Genomic DNA, 21,360 nt, shown 5'->3' with positions numbered 1-21,360 from the left:
GACGCGGCAGCGATGAAATTCGTAGTGGCCGGCTATGGCAGCCGGGGCGATATCGAGCCCTGCGCCGCCGTCGGCCGCGAGCTGCTGCGGCGAGGTCATGAGGTGCGGATGGCCGTGCCGCCCAACATGTTCGGCTTTGTCGAGTCTGTCGGGTTGGCGCCGGTCGCCTATGGGCCCGACCCGCCGGCGTTGCTTCATGACACGGACTCCGTCGGCGGCAAGGCGGCGAACCCGATCAACATGCTGCCCGACGTCATCGAGCACGTCATCCAGCTCTGGGTGGAGATGGGCACGACGCTGATGTCGCTGGCCGACGGGGCCGACCTGCTGTTGGCGGGCACCAACGAGCAGGCGCTCGCCGCCAACATCGTGGACTACTACGGCATTCCGCTGGCCGCACTGCACTGCTTCCCGATGCGGGAGTTCGTTCCAATTTTGCAGCCGCCGCACGGGTGGCTGGATTGGCAGATAACGAAGGAGGCCAAGGAGGCGCAACGTCGTGCACTGGGCTTGCCGGAAACGCTCGGATCTGCCACGCGACGGGGTGAGGTTGAATCCCTGGAGATCCAGGCTTACGACGAGTGCTGCTTTCCTGGGCTGGCGGCCGAATGGGCGCAACATGGCAATCGGCGGCCGTTTGTGGGTGCGCTCACGCTGGAGTTGGCGACGGATGCCGACAGCGACGTCTTGTCGTGGATTGACACGGGAACACCGCCGATCTACTTCGGCTTCGGCAGCATGCGGGTCCCTGCTCCCGCAGACACGGTCGGAATGATCGCCGCGGCCTGTATGCGGTTAGGCGCGCGGGCGCTGGTTTGTTCCGGCGCTAATGACTTCACCGATATCCCGCACTTCGACCATGTCAAGGTTGTGGCCGCGGTGAACCACGCGGCCATCTTTCCTGTTTGCCGCGCGGTCGTCCACCACGGAGGCGTCGGCACCACTGTCGCGGGCCTGCGTGCCGGTGTTCCCACCTTGATACTTTGGATTGGGCTCGATCACCCGATCTGGGTCTGGGCAGCTGCGGTCGATCAGCTGAAAGTCGGCTTCGCACGGCCATTTTCGGAGACTACGTTGGATTCATTGGTTGCCGACCTGTCCTGCATCCTCACTCCGGAATACCTGACGCGAGCCCGCGAGGTAGCCGCCATGATGACCAAGCCCGCCGAAAGTGCTGCCCGCGCCGCTGATCTCCTCGAGAGCACCGCCCGGTTCAGACATTTAGGCTGATCCGCTTGAGCCGATGAAATTTGTCCTGGCAAGCTACGGAACCCGCGGTGATATCGAGCCTTGCGCCGCTATCGGCAGAGAACTGCTGCGCCGAGGTCACGAGGTGCGCGTGGCCGCGCCGCCCAAGATGCTCGGCTTGGTGGCGTCAGCGGGGCTTACTGCCGTGCCATTCGGGCCCGATGCGGTGCCCCGAGACGAGGATCTCATGCGCTTTTCGAATACCCAGAACCCGATCAGCATGCTGAGCGCGTTCGTCGAGTATGCAATCCAGCTGTGGCTCGACATGGGGACGACGTTGAGCGCGCTGGCAGTCGGGGCCGACCTGATCTTGACCGGGATGGCCGACAAGCAGGGCCTCGCCGGCAATGTCGCGGAATATTACAAGATTCCGCTGGCTGTGCTGCACTGCTACCCAATTCCGGAGTTCCCGTCAATGCCACCGACACTGTCGTGGCTGGATGCGCGTATCACGAGGGAGGCCGAAGACGCGCACCGCCGTGCGCTGGGCCTGCCCGCTGTCAGGGGACTATCGAGGTCGCTGGAGATCCAGGCTTACGACAAGTGTTGCTTTCCCGGGCTGGCGGCCGAATGGGCGCAACGCGGCGAGCGGCGGCCCTTTGTGGGGGCGCTGTCGCTGGAGTTGGCGACGGATGCCGACGACGAGGTGTTGTCGTGGATCGCCACGGGAACACCGCCGATCTACTTCGGCTTCGGTAGCACGCCGATTGCGTCGCCCGCAGCGACCGTGGACGCGGTCAGCGCCGCCTGCATGGACCTGGGCGAGCGAGCGTTGATTTACTTGGACATACCCGGTTTTGCCGACATCCCGCATCCCGACCACATCAAGGTTGTGGGAACGCTGGACTATGCCACCATCTTTCCGGCCTGCCGCGCGGTCGTCCATCATGGTGGCGCTGGCACCACAGCCGCGGGCATGCGTGCAGGGCTCCCCGCATTGATCCTTTGGGTCGGCCACGACCAGCCGATCTGGGCAGCCGCGGTTGAGCGGTTGAACGTTGGGCGCGCCCAACCGATTTCCATTACGACCAGGGAATCATTGGTCGAAGGGTTGCGCTCAATCCTTGCGCCTGAATGTGTCAGGCGAGCTCGTAACGTCGCCACCTTGCTGACTAAGCCCGCCGAAAGCGCAGTGCGTGCTGCCGACCTTCTGGAAGACACCGCCCGCCTGGGGCGGGTTAGCTGATCGGTTGGGCCGATGAGATTTGCGGTGGTGAGTTTTGGGAGTCGTGGCGACGTGGAGCCTTGTGCCGCCGTCGGTCGAGAGTTGGTACGCCGGGGTCACGAGGTGCAAATGGCGGTCCCGCCGAACATGCTTGGCTTCATCGAGTCGGTAGGCCTTTCCGCAGTCGCCTACGGGCCCGACTCGCAGGCGTTGCTGCACGACGAGGCTTTCGTCCGCAGGGTTACAAACCCGATCAGCGCGCTGCCCGAGGTTATGGACCATGTCATGCAAGTCTGGGGGGACAAGAGCACCGTGCTGATGTCGCTGGCCGACCGGGCCGATCTGTTATTGGCGGGCATGAACGAGCAGCGGCTCGCGGCCAACGTGGCCGAGTACTACGGTATTCCGCTTGCTGCGCTGCACTTCTTCCCGCCGATTCTGCCGGTCGGAGCGCTGCATTCGCGCATCACAAAGGAGGTCGACGATGCCCACCGCCGGGCACTTCGCTTACCGGACGTAGGCGGACCGTCGAGGTCGCTGGAGATCCAGGCTTACGATGAGTGTTGCTTTCCTGGGCTGGCAGCCGAATGGGCGGAAATTGCCGAGTGGCGACCCTTTGTGGGGGCATTGACGCTGGAGTTGGGGACTGATGGCGACGAGGACGTCTTGTCGTGGATCGCCGAGGGCACACCGCCGATTTACTTCGGCTTTGGCAGCACGCCGATCACATCGCCAGCGGAGGCGGTCGCCTTGATCAGCGCCGCTTGCGCGCGACTAGGCGAGCGCGCATTGATCTATTCCGGTGCAAACGACTTCAGCATGATTCCGTTGTCTGACCGCGTCAAAGTTGTGGAGGAGGTGAATCACGCGGCGGTCTTTCCCGCCTGCCGCGCGGTCGTCCACCATGGTGGCGCTGGCACTACGGCTGCGGGTCTGCGAGCGGGGATTCCCACGTTGATTCTGTGGTTTTGGCTTGATCAGCCGATCTGGGCAGCTGTGGTAGAGCGATTGAAAGTCGGTGCCAGCCGCCAGTTTTCGACTATCGCCCTAGAATCGCTGGTTGAAGATTTGAGCTCGGTCTCGGCTCCGCAATGCATCAGTCGAGCGCGCCAGGTCGCCGGCCTGATGACGAAATCGGCCCAAAGCGTGGCGAGCGCTGCCGATCTCGTGGAAGATGCTGCCGGCCGTGGGCGCTATGGCTGGGCTGACACAAAGGCCAATCAGTACTGAAGCGGTAACATTTTGAGCGCGAACGTCTTTGCCGGAAAGCGAATTTCAGGAGTGTATCCTGCAGCCAGTTCGAATTCGGGAATTTTGTTCAGCCATTCGTTGACGACAACTGTCAGTTGAAGCCGCGCCAAGTGGGAACCAAGGCAGCGGTGTGGCCCGCCGCCGAAGCCCCAGTGCCGGTGCACCTTGCCGTCCATGACCAGATCGTCGGTTGACGTCGCGTCGCTGCCGTCCCGGTTGATGGCCGCCATGCACAACTTCACCTGTGAGCCGGCGGGCAGCATCATGCCGCCGACGGTGACGGTCTCGGTGGTTACCCGAGGTGCCACCGGGGCTGATGGCTCCAGCCGCACGATTTCTTCGATGAAAAGCCGGATTTGTCTGGGGTTTTCGCGCAGCATGGCACGCAGCGACGGTCGGCGCGCCAGTTCCAGCAGCGAGAAGCCGATTGCGGCTGTCACGGTGTCCAATCCCGCCAGGATCAGCAGGTGGCTCATGCCCAGCAGTTCAAGATCGCTGAAACCACCCTCGCCGGTCATAACTTGCGACAACATGTCAGAACCTGGATTGTGCCTACGTTGCTTGATCGCCTCGGCGAGATAGTCGAACAGTTCACGCGCGGGCACCAGGTCAGCTTGGGTGAGGTAGGGCTTGTCGGCGATGACACCGTCTTTCCAGGCGATCAGGCGGTCACGGTCCTCGAGCGGCAGACCGTAGAGGTCGAGGAACACCTGAAATGGATACGGGCCCGCCAGGTCTGCCATCGCTTCGCAGCGGCCGCGATCGGCCAGCGCGTCGATCATGTCAGCCGCATGTTTGCGCAGTACTGGCATCGACTTGCTCAAACCGTGCGGGCTGAAGTAGGGCTGCAGGATCTTTCGGTAGCGGGTGTGCTCGGGTGGGTCGAAGGCCAGCGGTACGACCGGAAACGGGGTTCCCGGAGGTTGCAGTGCCAATCGCGACGAGAAGACCTTGGGGTTGCGCAGCGCTGCAAGGACGTCTTCGCGGCGCGTCAGGTAATACGACCCGTTCATGAACACAACCGGCCCGGCGTCCCGCAGCAGCTTCCACCCGACACCACGGTCGGCGGCCATCGGCAGCGTGGAGTACTCCAAGCGCGGCAGGTGGAAGGAGCCGGGCGTGCCTTCGTCCAGGGTGCTCATATCGGTTGTCTTGCCGTCCGTTCAGTCATCTCATGCTCGCCTCGACCGCGGTGCAGTCGACATCGTATGCGCGGCGGAAACGTAGACTGTATCGATAGCCAACTGTCGAGTTGGTCTTGGCCTCACCCGGCGACCACGGGTCTTGAAGGGAAGCTGCATGAAGATTCGTCTCGAGCAGTCGAGGTGTGTGGGCCACGCGCAGTGCTACGCGGTCGATCCCGGCCTCTTTCCGATCGATGAGTCGGGCTACTCGATCCTCGAAGAGCACGAGGTGAGACCCGAGGACGAGCAGCTGGTTCGCGACGGTGTGGCGGCATGTCCTGAAATGGCGCTGATTCTCGAAGAGGATTGACGGCACAGCCGCCTTGTGACTCAAGGGCACTCGGCGACGGCGTCATCCGTATTGCGTAGGTGAAGCTACCGAAAGGCAAGCCATAGCCCAACTGCGGATGAACAGCAGTTGGCCGGGAATGAATTGTTGGCGTCGGTGACGGCGTGTCTCGGTACAGCTCATCTAATCTCAGCAACGAGCGAGTTATTGCCAGGTCGTTCGCGGAAGGTTGTCGAAAGGGAAAGCGCATTTCGTGGTGACCGCACACCTCGACCACCCGCTGCCATTCGTCGCCGGTTCTTGTGCGGCTCCCGGGGCCAGCTGAGGAAGAATATCGATGGATTTTGGGGTGTTGCCGCCGGAGATCAATTCGGGTCGGATGTATTCGGGTCCGGGGCCGGAGTCGATGCTGGCGGCTGCGGTGGCCTGGGATGGGCTTGCCGCGGAGTTGAGGTCGGCGTCGGTGTCCTATGGCTCGGTGCTTGCCGGGCTGACGGGTGGGTCGTGGCTGGGTCCGGCGTCGGCGTCGATGGCGGCAGCGGTGCAGCCGTATGTGGCGTGGCTGGCGGCTACCGCCGGGCAGGCCGAGGAGGCGGCGACCCGGGTGAAGGCGGCGGTGGCTGCCTATGAGGCGGCGTTTGCCGCCACCGTGCCGCCGCCGCTGATCACCGCCAATCGGGCCCAGCTGATGGCGTTGGTGGCGACGAATTTTTTCGGTCAGAACAGCCCGGCGATCGCGGCCACCGAGGCCCAGTATGGCGAGATGTGGGCCCAGGACGCGGCCGCGATGTACGGCTATGCCGGCGCGTCGTCGGCGGCTGCCACGGTGACGCCCTTTACTTCGCCGCCGCAAACAGCCAACCCGCTGGGACTGGCCGAGCAGGCCGCCGCGGTCACCAAGGCCGCCGCCACCCCGGCCGGCACCGCAGCCCACACCACCGCATCGACCTCTGCGGCCACTGTTCCCCAAGCGCTGCAACAACTTTCGTCGGTGTCGGCGGCATCGACCACAGACACGTCGTTGTTGGGTGGTCTGGACCTGGGCCAGGGCGCCTGGGGTCTGGGCCTTACGACCAGCAACCTCAACGCAATCCTGAAACAGACCCTGCAGGCGTATTTCGGGGTCGGGATCGGCAGCTTTGGCATGCAGATGGCCCAGCAGCTGACGTTCGGCACCGGAACGACGGCTGGTGCGGGTGGGGCCTGGTATCCGACGCCGCAATTCGCCGGGCTGGGTGGTCTAGGTGGTTGGGGTGGGCCGGCGTCGGTGTCGGCGAGTGTGAGCCAGGCGGGCACGATCGGGCGGTTGTCGGTGCCGCCGACTTGGGCCGCGGCGACACCCGAGGCGTTAAGCGACACCGCGCCGGGGTTTTTGAGCAGCCACGTCGCCTCCTCGGCCCAGCCCGCTGCGAGCGGTCTGCTGCGCGGTATCCCGCTGGCCGGAACGGGTGTGGGCCGACGCGCCGCCGGCGGGTTTGTCAACCGCTACGGGTTCCGCTGGGCTGTGATGCCGCGCCCACCGTCGGCCGGTTAACGCCCGCTACCGCGGACGTGAGCTATTATCCGCGGCCAGATTTTTATTCTCGCCTACCGGTGCAAACCTCATCCGGATGCTGCCCCGCATCTGCCGATGCAGTTCCGGGGGCACGTCGTTCGCGCAGGTAACGGCTGGCGGGATTGCCCCCGAATTCGCTTGGACGTAGAGCTTTGTCGCGCACGATGACCGCAGCCGCCCCGAATGGATCACTGCGTTGCCGACGGTACTTTCTCGCCTAGCCCGCTACTGTCACCAGCGAGCGACGCTTGTGAGCACCATCTCTGCCGAGGTTCAGATGTCGGGACTGCAAGGACGCTGTCGTCGCTGACAGCGGCGAAGCTCGCCGCGTGGGCCGGCGCGATTCAGGCGGCCAACGCATAGGGGACCAGCGCACATGACTCTTTGTGCCCCTAAAGATCGCGCCGGATAAGCGCCGGCCGAAATTGCCAACGCGATCGCGGTTATCGAGGGGTTGTTATTTGCTGGATTTTGGGGTGTTGCCGCCGGAGATCAATTCGGGTCGGATGTATTCGGGTCCGGGGCCGGAGTCGATGCTGGCGGCTGCGGTGGCCTGGGATGGGCTTGCCGCGGAGTTGAGGTCGGCGTCGGTGTCCTATGGCTCGGTGCTTGCCGGGCTGACGGGTGGGTCGTGGCTGGGTCCGGCGTCGGCGTCGATGGCGGCAGCGGTGCAGCCGTATGTGGCGTGGCTGGCGGCTACCGCCGGGCAGGCCGAGGAGGCGGCGACCCGGGTGAAGGCGGCGGTGGCTGCCTATGAGGCGGCGTTTGCCGCCACCGTGCCGCCGCCGCTGATCACCGCCAATCGGGCCCAGCTGATGGCGTTGGTGGCGACGAATTCTTTCGGTCAGAACAGCCCGGCGATCGCGGCCACCGAGGCCCAGTATGGCGAGATGTGGGCCCAGGACGCGGCCGCGATGTACGGCTATGCCGGCGCGTCGTCGGCGGCTGCCACGGTGACGCCCTTTACTTCGCCGCCGCAAACAGCCAACCCGCTGGGACTGGCCGAGCAGGCCGCCGCGGTCACCAAGGCCGCCGCCGCAGCCCACACCACTTCGGCGGCGGACACGTCGCTGTTGGGTGGTGTGGACCTGGGCCAGGGCGCCTGGGGTCTGGGCCTTACGACCAGCAACTTAACGGCAATTCTGAAACAAACCCTGACCGGGTATTTCCACATCGGCATCGCAAACTTCGTGACCTCGATCGCGCAGCAGTTGACGTTCGGCGCCGGAACCACGGCTGGTGCGGGTGGGGCCTGGTTTCCGACGCCGCAATTCGCCGGGCTGGGTGGTCTAGGTGGTTGGGGTGGGCGGCGTCGGTGTCGGCGAGTGTGGGCCAGGCGGGCACGATCGGGCGGTTGTCGGTGCCGCCGACTTGGGCCGCGGCGACACCCGAGGCGTTAAGCGACACCGCGCCGGGGTTTTTGAGCAGCCACGTCGCCTCCTCGGCCCAGCCCGCTGCGAGCGGTCTGCTGCGCGGCATGCCGCTGGCCGGAACGGGTGTGGGCCGACGCGCCGCCGACGGTTTCGTCAACCGCTACGGGTTCCGTCACTCAGTGATGCCGCGCCCACCGTCGGCCGGATGACAAAAGCTCCCCACCCGCCGGCAGGCACCTCTTGAGCTACGCCTTTTATCCGCGACGAGATTTTATTTGTCGATTAGAAGGTGAGGGCACCGTGCTGCTTGATGTCACCCGGATCCAGGCTGCCGACCGTACAGGCCCGTTCGTACAGCTCCCACAGTGAAATTCGGCGCTCAACCCAACTGCGGATGAACAATCGATACCCACGAATGAACAGTAGTCAATCGGTAATGAACACTTGGCGCTGCGCGCGCGTCGCGGAGCCGCCGCCATCTAATCTCTCTACCGAAACCGCCTTGGTGACGGGCGTTAAATGCCAATTCAGGAGGAACCCGATGTCGTTCGTGACCACGCAGCCGGAAGCGTTGACGGCGGCAGCCGCCAACCTGTCCGGTATCGGCTCGGCGGTCACCGCCCAGAACGCGGCGGCCGCCGCCCCCACGACAGCAGTGGTCCCCGCGGCTGCCGACGAGGTGTCCGCCTTGACCGCTGCTCAATTCGTCGCTCATGGGCAGATGTATCAGGCGGTCAGCGCCCAGGCCGCGGCGATTCACGACATGTTCGTCAACACGTTGGGCATCAGCGCTGGGTCGTACGCGGCCACCGAAGCCGCCAACGCGATCGCGGCGGGCTAAGGAGAGTACTAGTGCTGGACTTCGGGGCATTTCCGCCGGAGATCAACTCCGCACGCATGTATGCCGGACCGGGCTCGGCTTCGCTGCAGGCCGCTGCATCGGCCTGGAATAGTCTTGCCGCCGAGCTGAATTCGGCCGCCACCGGTTACGAGACGGTGGTGACACAGCTATCTAGTGAAGAGTGGCTCGGACCGGCATCGACGGCGATGGCTAACGCAGCGGCACCCTATGTGGCCTGGTTGAACACCACCGCTGCGCAGGCCGAGCAGGCGGCGAATCAAGCCAGGGCCGCCGTGGCCGCCTACGAGCAGGCTTTCGCCGCGACGGTGCCCCCGCCGCTGATCGCAGCCAACCGCGCGCAGACGGCGCAGCTGGTGGCGACGAACGTTCTCGGGCAAAACACCCCGGCGATCGCGCAGCTCGAGGCCGAGTACGGCCAAATGTGGGCCCAGGACGCCGCCGCAATGTACACCTACGCCGGGCAGTCGGCGGCGGCCACCAAGGTGACGCCGTTCGCGTCGCCGGCCCAGACCACCGATCCGGCCGCGTCGGCAATGCAGGGGGCCGCGGTCACCAACGCCGTTGGCAGCGCGGCTTCTACCACGAGTTCGCAGAACGTGTTGCAGCAATTGCTTTCGTCGACGCCGACCTCGCTACAGAACCTTGCGACGCCCGCGGCGTCCTCGTCGCCTTCAGACCTGATTTCTAATTTCTGGTCGTCGTCCAACCCGCTTTTCAACAACCCGATTTACCAGTTCTTCTTCGGGTCGACCGCCCCCACCTCGCTTTCGGCGCTGGTAAATGCCTACTCGCCCTATGCAGGGTTCTTCTACAACACCGAGGGTTTGCCGTACTTCAGTGTCGGTATGGGCAACTCCGGGATTCAGATGGCCAAGACCCTGGGGTTGATCGGTGGGAGCGCCCCTGCAGCCGCCGGGGGCGCGGCGAAGGCCGCATCTGGCGGCCTAGGTGCCCTCGGAGGCCTGCTGGGCGGAGGCGCAGGCGGCGGTGCCGCAGGGGAGCTCCGGTGTCTGCGGGCTTGGGCAACGCGGGCGCCGTCGGAGGACTCACGGTGCCGCCCTCCTGGGTCGGCGGAGCTCCGTTGGCCAAACCCGCTTCACCTCTTCCCATCAGCAGCGTCAGCGCAGCCCCGGAAACCGGTGGCGCCGGAAACCTGCTGGGCGGGATGCCGCTGGCCGGTGTGGGTCACGGGGCAGCGGGTGCCGGTCCCCGGTACGGATTCAAGCCGACCGTTATGGCACGCCCACCGTTCGCCGGCTAGCAACACGCGAAGCGCCGTCGGGTCGTTGAGGTTGCGGCGTGCGCCTCAATCTACCTTCTGGTAGACGAGCCAGCGCAACTCGATCGGAGAATCCTCACGGTCGACATCAAACACATCAAGTCCGCTGGCCCAATTGGCGTACCAGCCGGTGGGCGGCCAAGCGCCCTGGGGCAGATGGGTTTTCTCGTATTCGTAGGCCGAGTCGTCGGCAACGAGCTCCAGCGGCAGCAGGGCCGCTGCGCCCCTCATCTCTTCCCAGGTGAAGATCATCGTGTTGCACTGCTGGCCGAGCTCGCGTGCGGCGTCGTCGGGGGTGTAGCCCATGCGCGGCAAGAACGTGTTGAACACCAAGCGTCCACCGGATGCCAGGCAATGGGCGGCGAGTTCGAACATGGACCGCAGCTGCTGAGCCGTCCGGAAATCGGGCACCACCTCGGAGACCACGACCAGCCGGTAGTCGTCGCGAAGACCATCCATCGTGGCAAAGACGTCGCGTTCGATCACGCGCACACCGAGGGATTCCCGTTCGGCCTCCGAGCAAATGACGTGAGCGAACTTCGGGGACAGCTCGACAGCGTCCACCGGGTGCCCGCGCCGTGCCAGGGCCAAGGCGTTGCGCCCGGTTCCCGCGCCGACGTCGAGCACCGGATATGTTGTGGGATCAGTTGTTTCGCAGGCCAGTGCCCACACACGCGCGTCCGGCTCGGTGCCGAACAGAGGCGGTTCGCGAATCGTCAGCCACTGGTCGTAAGCGCTTTCAATGGTGGCCCATTGCGCGTTGACGCGGTAGTTCAAAACTGTGCCAATCGGAGCGTGGAACGAGATGACGATGTTCGAACGCGAGGAGGCCGCGTAGGCCTCGGCCAACTGGTCCTCCAGCACGCTCTTCAGTTGGGCGAACTGCTCGGGCGAAAACCGTACCCCCAGACCGGCGAAGACGTTGTCGCACATCGTGACGTACTCGTCGACCATGCTGGGGACGGCCGGCAGCGTGATCTGTCCCATGGCCACCGCGCGCCGACGCAACCGGCGCGCCATCGCTTCCCGCAGCATGGCAGGATCCACCGATCCCGGGAGCGGATTTCCCACCAGACCCTCCTACATGACCGGATTCGTTCCAGACCACCCGGTAGAGGGCGGACCGGGCCATGAACCGGCGTTTTATGCCCCGCTGATTTTTACTCGTGCCTCGACTGCACACGCGAGACCCCACCTACCCGAGCGTTCCCGGCTGAAACCGGAGACCTCTTGGAAGACCTGCGCGGACCGCTAGATGCGCTCAATTTGTTACTGGATTGTTGCCCAAGGTGAACACTTGTTGCTGCTCGGTGAACACTTTCGAACACCCGGCGTCCAGCGCGACACAGCACCTCTGAGGCCTTTAGTCTCATGCAGGAGCGATTGCTCTTGAGCTATCGAGGGAGGAAGCCACATGTCGTTCGTGACTACACAACCGGAGGCGTTGACGGCGGCGGCCGCCAATCTCCAAGGCATCGGCGCGGCGATGAGCGCCCAGAACGCAGCCGCGGCAGCCCCGACGACGGGCGTGGTGCCCGCGGCGGCCGACGAAGTCTCGGCGTTGACCGCCGCACAGTTTGTCGCGCACGCACAGATGTACCAGGCGGTCAGTGCGCAGGCCGCGGCGATCCACGAGATGTTCGTCAACACCCTGGCTACCAGCGCTGGTTCGTACGCGGCCACCGAAGCCGCCAACGCGATCGCGGCCCAGTAGCGGGTTTGGCGGGGGCTTCTCTAGATGTTGGATTTCGGGCTGTTTCCGCCAGAGTTCAACTCTGCACGGATGTACGCCGGTCCGGGATCAGGGCCGATGCTGGCCGCCGCGGCGGCCTGGGACGTGCTGGCCTCGGAGCTGTATGCGACGGCATCGTCGTACAGCTCGACGATCGCGACACTGACGAGCGGATGGACCGGGCCGTCATCGGCATCGATGGCGGCCGCGGCCGCACCCTACGTGTCGTGGATCAGCGCCACCGCCGCGCAGGCCGAGCAGACCGCCACCCAGGCCAAGGCGGCGGTGGCCGCCTATGAGGCGGCGTTCGCGATGACCGTGCCCCCGCCGGTGATCGCGGCCAACCGTGCGCTGCTGATGATGCTGATCGCCACCAACTTCTTCGGGCAGAACACACCGGCGATCATGGCTACCGAGGCCCACTACATGGAGATGTGGGCGCAGGATGCCGCGGCCATGTATGGCTATGCCGGTGCATCGCAAGCGGCCGCGACCTTCACCCCGTTCACCCCGCCGCCGTCGACCACTACCGCGGGTGCGGCGGCACTGCAGGCCGGGGCGGTCGCACAAGCTGCCAGCACCGGGGCCGGCACCAGTGCGCAAACTGTGGCACCGCTGACGTCGACGATGTCGATGCCGCTGAGCGCCACGACATCCGCACCGCTTGCCGCGTCGTCGTCCTCGTCGGGCACACCGCCACTGTCGACGTTGACGGGTCTGACGACGTCGTCGACGGCCTTGACGTCCGGTGCCAGCGTGGCGTCCGGCGCAGGCTCATCGGCGTCGCTGGGCGCTTCGGGCGCGTCGATGCTCGGCTCGGCCGGTTCGCTGATGAGGACGGTAACTCCGGCGATGGGCATGTTCGGCAACTTGCAGGCCGTGGGCTCCGCGCTGGGAAGCGGTTCCGGCGCGCTGGCCTCACCCGGGCTGGGCGGTGCCGCGGTGACGGCGGGTCTGGGCCGGGCCACCTCGGTCGGTGTGCTGTCCGTGCCCCAGAGTTGGGCGTCGGCCGCGCCGGCGTTCAACTCGGTTGCCTCGTCGTTGCCGGCCACCAGCGCCAGCGCCGCCGCCCCGGCCGTCGGCGCCACCAACCCGGGAAGCATGCTTGGTGCCCCGCTGGCACCTCTGGCCGGCCGCAGCGCGCCGACTCCGGTGGCTTCTACGCCGCGATTCGATGTCCGTCCCACCGTGGTGCAACGCCCGGTCTACGCCGGTTAGGAAAGGGGGCCAGCCGTGTATTTCCGGGTCGGCGGTTACGTCAGCACGTAACTGGTCCGGCCACCACCACATCCATCACAGCCAGCCGATTTCGAGCTAAGGAGATATTCAGATGCCAACTCGGTTTATGACCGATCCCGACCAGATGCGGGCGATGGCGGGCCGGTTCGACGTGCACGCCCAGACCGTGGAGGACGAGGCCCGCAAGATGTGGGCGTCGTCGGTCAACATTGCCGGTGCCGGCTGGAGTGGGTCTGCGCAGGCCACCTCCTACGACACGATGAGCCAGATGAATCAGGCGTTTCGCAACATCGTCAACATGCTGCACGGGGTGCGTGACGGGCTGATCCGCGACGCCAACAACTACGAGGCCCAAGAGCAGGCGTCCCAGCAGATCCTGAGCAGCTAGCACCGAAATCGTTAGGAGACAACGACAATGACCATCAACTACCAATTCGGCGACGTTGACGCTCACGGTGCCACGATTCGGGCGCAGGCGGCGGCGTTGGAGGCCGAGCATCAGGCGATCATCCGTGATGTGCTGGCCGCCGGTGACTTCTGGGGTGGCGCCGGGTCGACGGCGTGCCAACAGTTCATCACCGAGCTGGGCCGCAACTTCCAGGTGATCTACGAGCAGGCCAACGCCCACGGCCAAAAGGTGCAAACCGCCAGCAGCAACATGGCCAGCACCGACAGCGCCGTCGGCTCCAGCTGGGCCTAACAACCAACCGCAGGCGCGGCAGCACACCTATGATTCGGTGTGCTGCCGCGTCCTGCAGTGTCCGAGCACGCCAACATGGGAGCAGCCATGGATCAGCAGAGCACCCGTACCGACATCACCGTCAATGTCGAGGGCTTGTGGTTGCTGCAGGCGTTGCTCGACATCCGCCACGTCGCACCCGAACTGCGGTGCCGGCCGTTCGTGTCCACCGAGTCCATGGACTGGCTCAACGAGCACCCCGGCATGGAGGTGATGCGCGAACAAGGCATCGTCGTCGAAGACAAAGTCAACGACCAAGTGGCCGAGCGGATGCGGGTGCTGGCCGCGCCTGATCTGGAGGTCATCGCGCTGCTGTCGCGGGGCAAGCTGCGCTACGGCGTCATCGAACCAGAGGAGGGACAGGAGCAGCCGGTCGGCTCCCGCGACATCCCCGACAACGAGTTCCGTGTGGTGCTGGCACGCCGCGGAACGCATTGGGTGTCGGCGGTGCGGGTCGCCGACGAAATCACCATCGACGACGTGGCAATCACCGACACCCCGTCGATCGCGGCGCTGGTGTTCGACGGGCTCGAGTCCATTCACCACGCCGAACCGGCGCAGATCAACGCGGTCAACGTGCCGCTGGACGAAATGCTGGAAGCCACCAAGGCGTGGCAGAACGCCGGGTTCAACGTCTTCTCCGGCGGGGATCTGCGACGGCTGGGCATCAGCGCCGCCACAGTGGCCGCACTCGGGCAGGCGCTGGCGGATCCTCAGGCCGAAGCTGCGGTCTACGCACGCCAGTACCGCGACGACGCCAAGGGTCCCAGCGCATCGGTGTTGTCACTCAAAGACGGGTCGGGCGGTCGTATCGCGCTCTACCAACAGGCCCGCACCGCCGGCTCGGGTGAAACGTGGCTGGCAATCTGCCCCGCCACTCCGCAACTGGTGCAGGTAGGGGTGAAGACCGTTTTAGAAACCCTTCCCTTCGGGGAGTGGAAAACGCATCGAAGAGTTTAACAACACACGTCGAATATGCGACATGCCAACAACTTTCACTTACGTATTCGGTCGAGATGCAGACTCAGCAAAATACCCTAGAATTGGCTCGATGACCGGACCCGGCACGACTAATTAGAAATTGCGAGGCGAAGCAGATGGATTCACTATTTATTGACCGGGCTGCGAAGCGATGACAGCGATAGTTGAAGCGCCGCAGCCTGGCGCCGAAGCAATCGCCTCGCCTCAGGCGGCGGTGGTGGCCATCATGGCCGCCGATGTGCAGATCGCCGTGGTGCTGGACGCCCACGCCCCGATATCGGTGATGATCGACCCGTTGCTGAAGGTGGTCAACACCCGCTTGCGCGAGCTGGGGGTAGCGCCGCTGGAGGCCAAGGGTCGCGGCCGCTGGATGCTGTGCCTGGTCGACGGCACGCCATTGCGACCAAACCTGTCGCTGACCGAACAAGAGGTCTACGACGGCGACCGGTTGTGGCTGAAATTCCTTGAAGACACCGAACACCGTTCCGAGGTGATCGAGCACATCTCGACGGCGGTGGCAACCAACCTCAGCAAGCGTTTCGCCCCGATCGACCCGGTGGTTGCGGTGCAGGTCGGCGCCACGATGGTGGCGGTCGGTGTGCTGTTGGGCAGTGCCCTGCTGGGCTGGTGGCGTTGGCAGCACGAATCGTGGCTGCCTGCACCGTTTGCGGCCGTGATCGCGGTGCTGGTGTTGACGGTGGCAACGATGATCCTGGCCCGGTCAAAAACCGTGCCGGATCGCCGGGTCGGCGACATCCTGCTGCTGAGCGGCCTGGTGCCCCTGGCTGTGGCGATCGCCGCCACCGCCCCGGGACCGGTTGGCGCGCCGCACGCGGTGCTGGGCTTCGGGGTGTTCGGTGTCGCCGCGATGCTGGTCATGCGGTTCACCGGCCGCCGATTGGGTGTCTACACGGCGCTGGTGACGTTGTGCGCCGCCGCGACAGCCGCCGGTCTTGCCCGGATGGTGCTGCTGACCAGCGCGGTGACGCTGCTGACCTGCGTGCTGCTGGCCTGTGTGCTGATGTACCACGGCGCCCCGGCGCTGTCGCGCTGGCTGTCGGGGATCCGGCTGCCGGTGTTCCCGTCGGCCACCAGCCGGTGGGTGTTCGAGGCGCGACCAGACCTGCCGACCACCGTGGTCGTTTCCGGTGGCGGGCAGCCCACCTTGGAAGGCCCCGCCTCGGTGCGCGATGTGCTGTTGCGCGCCGAGCGAGCCCGATCGTTTTTGACCGGGCTGCTGGTCGGGCTCGGCGTGCTGACCGTGGTGTGCCTTGCCGGCCTGTGTGATCCGCACGCCGGGCGGCGCTGGCTGCCGCTGCTGTTGGCCGCGTTCACGTTCGGGTTCCTGATCCTGCGCGGCCGCTCATATGTAGACCGTTGGCAGGCAATAACTCTGGCAGCGACTGCGGTACTGACTATCGCTGCCGTCGCGGTGCGGTATGTGTTGGTGTCGGGGTCACCCGCCGTGCTTTCGGCCGGCGTGGCAGTACTCGTGTTGCTTCCCGCGGCCGGTTTGACCGCGGCGGCGGTGGTGCCGAACACCATCTACAGCCCGTTGTTCCGCAAGATCGTGGAGTGGATCGAATACCTGTGCCTGATGCCGATTTTCCCGCTGGCGCTGTGGCTGATGAACGTCTATGAAGCGATCCGTTACCGGTAAGGGTCGGCGCTGGTGTGGCCGAGCGGTCGGGGTAACCGCAACCACGCTGCTGGTGGCCACGGGTGCCCTGGCCGGATCACCGTCGGCCGCGGCGATCGCTCCCCCCCGTGGTCGATCCGGGGGGCGCTGCCGCCTGACGGTCCGCCGGGACCTGCCCAACCGATGCGGCAGAGCTCCTACTGCACCGAGGTAGGGGTGTTGCCGGGCAGCGACTTTCGGGTGCAGCCGAAATACATGGACATGCTGAACCTGCCCGAGGCGTGGCAGTTCGGCCGCGGCGGCGGCGTCAAGGTGGCCGTCATCGACACCGGAGTGACACCGCACCCCCGGCTGCCGCACCTGACTCCGGGTGGCGACTATGTGATGGCCGGAGGTGACGGGTTATCCGACTGCGACGCCCACGGCACCATGGTGGCGTCGATGATTGCCGCGGCCCCGGCAACCGGCGCGGCGGCCGAGGCGCCGGCCCGCCGGCCCCTGCCTGTGCCCACCAACGAGCCGCCACCACCACCTCCGCCGCCGCAGACGATCACCATGTCGGTACCTCCGCCGCCGCCGCAGACCATCACCATGGTGCCGGCCCCGCCTCCGGAGGAGGCTCCCGCTCAGCAGCCGGCGTTGCCGTGGCTGCCCCCACCCCCGAAAGCACCGGGCGCGGTTAATCGTGGGCATGGAAGCGTAACGGCGCCAAGCTATTCCGGCGGCCGGCGGATCGTCGTCGCGGACCGCACGCAACCCCGCGAGCCGGCCCCGCCTCCACCACCGCCCGCGGCCCCCGATGCGTTCAACGGGATAGCCCCTGATGTCGAGGTGATTTCGATTCGCCAGTCCAGCCAGGCGTTCACCGCCAAGGAGCCATTCGGGGGCGACGAGGACCCGCAGACACGACAAAAATCCGACGGCATTCGCACCATGGCCCGCGCGATCGTGCATGCCGCCAACATGGGCGCCTCGGTGATCAACATCTCCGACGTGACATGCATGAGCGTGCGTAACGTTCTGGACCAAGCCGATCTCGGCGCCGCAGTCCGTTACGCGGCGGTCGACAAAGACGCCGTCATCGTCACTGCCGCCGGCGACACCAGCAAAAAGGACTGCAAGCAGAATCCGGTCTTTGATCCGTTGCAGCCCAACGATCCTCGTGACTGGAATGGGGTGAACACCGTCGTCACGCCATCATGGTTCAGCGACTACGTGTTGGCGGTGGGCGCGGTGGACTCCTCCGGCGCGCCGATGGCCAACATGAGCGTGGCAGGGCCGTGGGTGTCGATCGCGGCGCCGGGCACCGACATCGTCGGCCTGTCACCCCGCGACAACGGCTTGGTCAATGCGGTTGAGGGGCCGGAGAATTCGCTGCTGGTACCGTCGGGCACCAGCTTTTCGACGGCGATCGTGTCCGGGGTGGCGGCATTGGTTCGCGCCAAATATCCGCAGCTGTCGGCGCATCAGGTGATCAACCGTTTGATCCGGACCGCCAGGGCACCGGCCCGGGGCGTGGACAACCAGGTCGGCTATGGCATCGTCGACCCGGTAGCGGCGCTGACCTGGGATGTGCCCGACGGCCCGGTGAAGCCGCCGGAGAGGTTGTCCGCACCGCTGAATCCGCCCCCGCCGCCACCGCCCCGCAACATGACGCCGGTGTGGGTGGCTGCCGGTGGGTTGGCCGCCGCCTTGCTGGTGGCTGGCGCGGTGGTCGGTGGCGCGGTGTTGATGCGGCGACAAGGGAGGCAGCCATGAGAGCGCAGCGCAGGTTCGGACTCGACTTGTCATGGCCGCGGCTCACCGGCGTGTTCTTGATCGATGTCGCGGTGCTGGCGCTGGTGAGCCATCTGCCGGACGCGTGGCAGGCCAACCATATCGCCTGGTGGACGGGTGTCGGGGTGGCAGTGCTGGTGACGATCGTCGCGGTCGTCACTTACCGGCGAACCCCGCTCGCCTCCGCACTGGTTGCCCGGGTGCTGGACCGGTTTGTCGACCCGGAGATGACCCTGACCGAGGGATGCACGCCCGCCCTCGACCACCAGCGTCGCTTCGGCCACGATGTGGTCGGTATCCGCGAATACCAGGGCCAACTGGTGGCGGTGGTCACAGTGGAGGGGCATGAGGAAGCGCCGTCGGGTAGGCACCGCAACCGCGACGCGGCACCGGCGTGGTTGCCGGTGGAGGCGGTGGCAGCGCGGCTGCGGCAGTTCGACGTGCGGCTCGACGCAATCGACATCGTGTCGGTCGGCACCCGCCGCACTTCCGGCAGGGACGACGTCTCGGACGTGGGCGTTGACGACACCGGGCCGGTGGATGCTCGCCAGCCGCTGGACGAGCATCACACCTGGCTGGTGTTGCGCATGGATCCGCAGCGCAACGTTGCCGCGGTGGCGGCGCGTGATTCGGTGGCCGCCACCCTGGCGGCCGCCACCGAGCGGCTGGCCCATGACCTCAACGGTCGGCGCTGGACGGCGCGACCCGTGACTTCCAGCGAGATCGACGACATGGACGCCACGGTGTTAGCCGGGCTGCAGCCGCCCACGTCCGTCCGCGGCGACGCCGCCTCAAATACAAGCAGCCCGAAGGATACAAGGAATTTGTAACCAGTTTCTGGGTCTCGCCACGCGACATCACCTCGGAGACGCTGGAGCGGCTGTGGCTGCCGGACACGGAGGCCACCGCGGTGACCGTTCGGCTGAGGCCACGCCACGGCGGGGTTGAGGTGTCGGCGTGGGTGCGCTACCACAGCAGCCGTCGGCTTCGCCGAAGCGTGTGGGGTGGGCTCAATCGGCTCACCGGTCGCCAGCTTGACGCGGTGTGCGCCAGCATGCCGGTTCCGACGCGACGCCCACGGCTGGTGGTGCCCGCTCGTGAGTTGCATGACGGTGAAGAGCTCGCCGTCCTGGTGGGCCAGGCACCGGCGCCGTCACCCAGCCCGGCGGCGGCCCGATGAGCAGTTCGCAGGCTGCCGCCACCGACGCCCGCAACGCGATGGTGGCAGGTCTGCTGGCGTCCGGCATTTCCGTCAGCGGACTGCAGCCTAGCCACAATCCCCAGGTGGCGTTGCAGATGTTCACCACTGCCACCACGATCGATCCGGGCATGTGTGATGCCTGGCTGGCGCGCGTGCTAGCCGGTGATGAAAGCATCGAGGTGCTGGCCAGCGCTTGGGCGGCGGTCAACACATTCGGCTGGGAGATTCGCCGCCTGGGGCTGACCGACCTGGAGTTTCGCCCCCAGGTCTCCGACGGGCTGTTCCTGCGGTTGGCGATCACCAGCGTGGACTCGCTGGCCGCCGCGTACGCCGCAGCTCTCATCGACGCCCGACGCTACGACGAGGCCGCGCGGCTGCTCGACGAAACCCAGCCCCGCCAGCCCTTCGACGCCGAATTGGTGCGATATGTGCGCGGCGTGCTGCATTTCCGCACCAAGCGCTGGCCCGACGTGCTGGCTCAGTTCCCGCCGGCGACCCCGTGGCGTCAACCCGAGCTGAAAGCCGCAGGCGCCGCGATGGCGACCACCGCGCTGGCCTCACTCGGGGTGTTCGAGGAGGCCTGCCGGCGCGCCGACGAGGCCATCGAGGCCGACCGGGTGCCCGGGGCCGCCAACGTCGCGATGTACACCAAAGGCATGTGTTTGCGGCATCTGGGTCGCGAAGACGAAGCCGTCGAGCTGCTGCGGCGGGTGTACTCGCGTGACGCCAAGTTCGCCCCGGCCCGAGAAGCGTTGGACAACCCCAACTATCGCCTGGTCCTCACCGACCCGGAGACCATCGAGGCCCGCACCGACCCGTGGGATCCCGACAGCGCGCCGACCCGCGAGCAGACCGAGGCCGCACGCCATGCCGAGATGGCCAAGAAGTATCTGGCCGAAGGCGACGCGGAGCTCAACGCGATGCTCGGCATGGAGAAAGCCAAGCGCGAAATCAAGCTCATCAAATCCACGACGAAAGTGAACTTGGCCCGCGCCAAGATGGGGCTGCCGGTGCCGGTGACCTCACGTCACACCCTGTTGTTGGGCCCGCCTGGCACCGGAAAGACCTCCGTGGCACGGGCTTTCACCAAGCAGCTGTGCGGTCTCGGGGTGCTGCGCAAACCAATGGTGGTGGAAACCAGCCGTTCCAAGCTGCTGGGCCGCTACATGGCCGACGCGGAGAAAAACACCGAAGAGATGCTCGAAGAAGCGCTCGGCGGGGCGGTCTTCTTCGATGAGATGCACACGTTGCATGAGCGCGGCTACCACCAAGGAGACCCGTACGGCAACGCGATCATCAACACCGTGCTGCTGTACATGGAGAACCACCGCGACGAGCTGGTGGTGTTCGGCGCCGGCTACGCCAAGGCGATGGAACGGATGTTGGAGGTCAATCCCGGTCTGCGGCGGCGGTTTTCGACCGTGATCGAGTTCTACAGCTACACCCCGGACGAGTTGATCGCGCTGACCAAGTTGATGGGCCGGGAAAACGAAGACGTTGTTACCGACGACGCGGTCGAGGTGTTGCGCCCCTCCTACACCAAGTTCTATCTCGAGGAGAACATCTCCGAGGACGGCGACTTGATCCGCGGTATCGACGTGCTGGGCAACGCCGGGTTTGTGCGCAACGTGGTGGAAAAGGCGCGGGACCACCGCAGCTTCCGGCTCGACGACGAGGACCTCGACGCGGTGCTGGCCGGTGACGTCGAGGAGTTCAGCGAGGACCAGCTGCGCAGGTTCAAGGAGTTGACTCGCGAAGATCTGGCCGAAGGGCTCAGCGCGGCGGTCGCCGAGAAGAAGGCCGACTGATTTCGCTTGCGCCGCTCCGGTGTCGCTGCATGCACTCAG

General features: G+C 65.8%; 15 protein-coding genes and 4 pseudogenes. 17 read left to right on the top strand and 2 right to left on the bottom strand.

Going from position 1 to position 21,360, the window contains the following annotated elements:
• The first annotated feature begins 12 nt into the window (after positions 1-12).
• Genes MYXE_RS12640 through MYXE_RS12630 form a run of 3 tightly spaced genes read left to right on the top strand, consistent with a single transcriptional unit; the run spans position 13 to position 3,643 of the window.
• On the top strand, positions 13-1,230 hold the full coding sequence (locus MYXE_RS12640; protein WP_039889578.1) for a glycosyltransferase: 1,218 nt from the start codon (positions 13-15) through the stop codon (positions 1,228-1,230).
• 13 nt (positions 1,231-1,243) lie between these two features.
• Positions 1,244-2,434 carry a glycosyltransferase gene (locus tag MYXE_RS12635; RefSeq protein WP_003919552.1) on the top strand — a complete coding sequence of 397 codons (1,191 nt, stop codon included), beginning with the start codon at positions 1,244-1,246 and terminating at the stop codon, positions 2,432-2,434.
• A 12-nt stretch (positions 2,435-2,446) separates the two neighbouring features.
• On the top strand, positions 2,447-3,643 hold the full coding sequence (locus tag MYXE_RS12630) for a glycosyltransferase (RefSeq protein ID WP_050947640.1): 1,197 nt from the start codon (positions 2,447-2,449) through the stop codon (positions 3,641-3,643).
• On the opposite strand, the gene MYXE_RS12625 is transcribed toward MYXE_RS12630, so the two are convergent.
• The gene (locus MYXE_RS12625) at positions 3,634-4,806 is read right to left on the bottom strand and encodes a cytochrome P450 (RefSeq protein ID WP_003919554.1); all 1,173 of its coding nucleotides are present in this window, start codon (positions 4,804-4,806) and stop codon (positions 3,634-3,636) included. The two genes, MYXE_RS12630 and MYXE_RS12625, sit on opposite strands and share 10 nt — an antisense overlap.
• 157 nt (positions 4,807-4,963) lie before the next feature.
• On the opposite strand from MYXE_RS12625, the gene MYXE_RS12620 reads away from it, so the two are divergent.
• The 5 genes and pseudogenes from MYXE_RS12620 to MYXE_RS12600 all read left to right on the top strand — a co-directional run bounded on the left by MYXE_RS12620 (position 4,964) and on the right by MYXE_RS12600 (position 10,188).
• On the top strand, positions 4,964-5,158 hold the full coding sequence (locus MYXE_RS12620; protein WP_003919555.1) for a ferredoxin: 195 nt from the start codon (positions 4,964-4,966) through the stop codon (positions 5,156-5,158).
• A gap of 316 nt (positions 5,159-5,474) precedes the next feature.
• A complete protein-coding gene (locus tag MYXE_RS12615) occupies positions 5,475-6,671 on the top strand; it encodes a PPE family protein (protein WP_161552092.1) in 1,197 nt (398 codons plus the stop codon).
• A gap of 485 nt (positions 6,672-7,156) precedes the next feature.
• Positions 7,157-8,274, top strand: a pseudogene (locus MYXE_RS12610) (PPE family protein).
• Positions 8,275-8,606: 332 nt separating this feature from the next.
• Positions 8,607-8,906 (top strand): PE family protein, encoded by a 300-nt coding sequence (locus MYXE_RS12605; RefSeq protein WP_003920686.1) that lies wholly within the window; start codon positions 8,607-8,609, stop codon positions 8,904-8,906.
• Positions 8,907-8,920: 14 nt separating this feature from the next.
• A pseudogene (locus tag MYXE_RS12600) lies at positions 8,921-10,188 on the top strand (PPE family protein).
• Positions 10,189-10,233: 45 nt separating this feature from the next.
• On the opposite strand, the gene MYXE_RS12595 reads toward MYXE_RS12600, so the two are convergent.
• Positions 10,234-11,241 (bottom strand): class I SAM-dependent methyltransferase, encoded by a 1,008-nt coding sequence (locus MYXE_RS12595; protein WP_003920688.1) that lies wholly within the window; start codon positions 11,239-11,241, stop codon positions 10,234-10,236.
• A gap of 379 nt (positions 11,242-11,620) precedes the next feature.
• Here MYXE_RS12595 and MYXE_RS12590 point away from each other — a divergent pair, with 379 nt between their 5' ends.
• The 9 genes and pseudogenes from MYXE_RS12590 (at position 11,621) to eccA (ending at position 21,321) form a co-directional block, all read left to right on the top strand.
• Entirely contained in the window at positions 11,621-11,920 is a 300-nt protein-coding gene (locus MYXE_RS12590; protein WP_003920689.1) for a PE family protein, read from the top strand.
• A gap of 27 nt (positions 11,921-11,947) precedes the next feature.
• Positions 11,948-13,156 carry a PPE family protein gene (locus MYXE_RS12585; protein WP_085193713.1) on the top strand — a complete coding sequence of 403 codons (1,209 nt, stop codon included), beginning with the start codon at positions 11,948-11,950 and terminating at the stop codon, positions 13,154-13,156.
• A 112-nt stretch (positions 13,157-13,268) separates the two neighbouring features.
• Positions 13,269-13,565, top strand: coding sequence for a WXG100 family type VII secretion target (locus MYXE_RS12580; protein WP_003920670.1), 297 nt, complete (start codon positions 13,269-13,271; stop codon positions 13,563-13,565).
• 27 nt (positions 13,566-13,592) lie between these two features.
• Complete coding sequence (locus tag MYXE_RS12575; RefSeq protein WP_003918926.1) at positions 13,593-13,877, top strand: WXG100 family type VII secretion target; 285 nt, start codon at positions 13,593-13,595, stop codon at positions 13,875-13,877.
• An 87-nt stretch (positions 13,878-13,964) separates the two neighbouring features.
• Positions 13,965-14,876 carry an ESX secretion-associated protein EspG gene (locus MYXE_RS12570; RefSeq protein ID WP_003920660.1) on the top strand — a complete coding sequence of 304 codons (912 nt, stop codon included), beginning with the start codon at positions 13,965-13,967 and terminating at the stop codon, positions 14,874-14,876.
• A 172-nt stretch (positions 14,877-15,048) separates the two neighbouring features.
• A complete protein-coding gene (gene eccD, locus MYXE_RS12565) occupies positions 15,049-16,557 on the top strand; it encodes a type VII secretion integral membrane protein EccD (protein ID WP_085196275.1) in 1,509 nt (502 codons plus the stop codon).
• Positions 16,535-18,294 (top strand): annotated as a pseudogene (gene mycP, locus MYXE_RS12560) (type VII secretion-associated serine protease mycosin). Before eccD ends, mycP begins: the two are co-directional and overlap by 23 nt.
• Positions 18,291-19,492: pseudogene (eccE, locus tag MYXE_RS12555) on the top strand (type VII secretion protein EccE). The pseudogenes mycP and eccE overlap by 4 nt, the downstream one beginning before the upstream one ends.
• Positions 19,489-21,321, top strand: a complete 1,833-nt coding sequence (eccA, locus tag MYXE_RS12550) for a type VII secretion AAA-ATPase EccA (RefSeq protein ID WP_085196271.1) — start codon at positions 19,489-19,491, stop codon at positions 21,319-21,321. Before eccE ends, eccA begins: the two are co-directional and overlap by 4 nt.
• Positions 21,322-21,360 lie beyond the last annotated feature (39 nt).

The organism is Mycobacterium xenopi, assembly GCF_009936235.1.
Classification (GTDB): domain Bacteria; phylum Actinomycetota; class Actinomycetes; order Mycobacteriales; family Mycobacteriaceae; genus Mycobacterium; species Mycobacterium xenopi.
The sequence above is the reverse complement of the archived record's forward strand: the minus strand, read 5'-3'. Positions and strand labels throughout refer to the sequence as shown.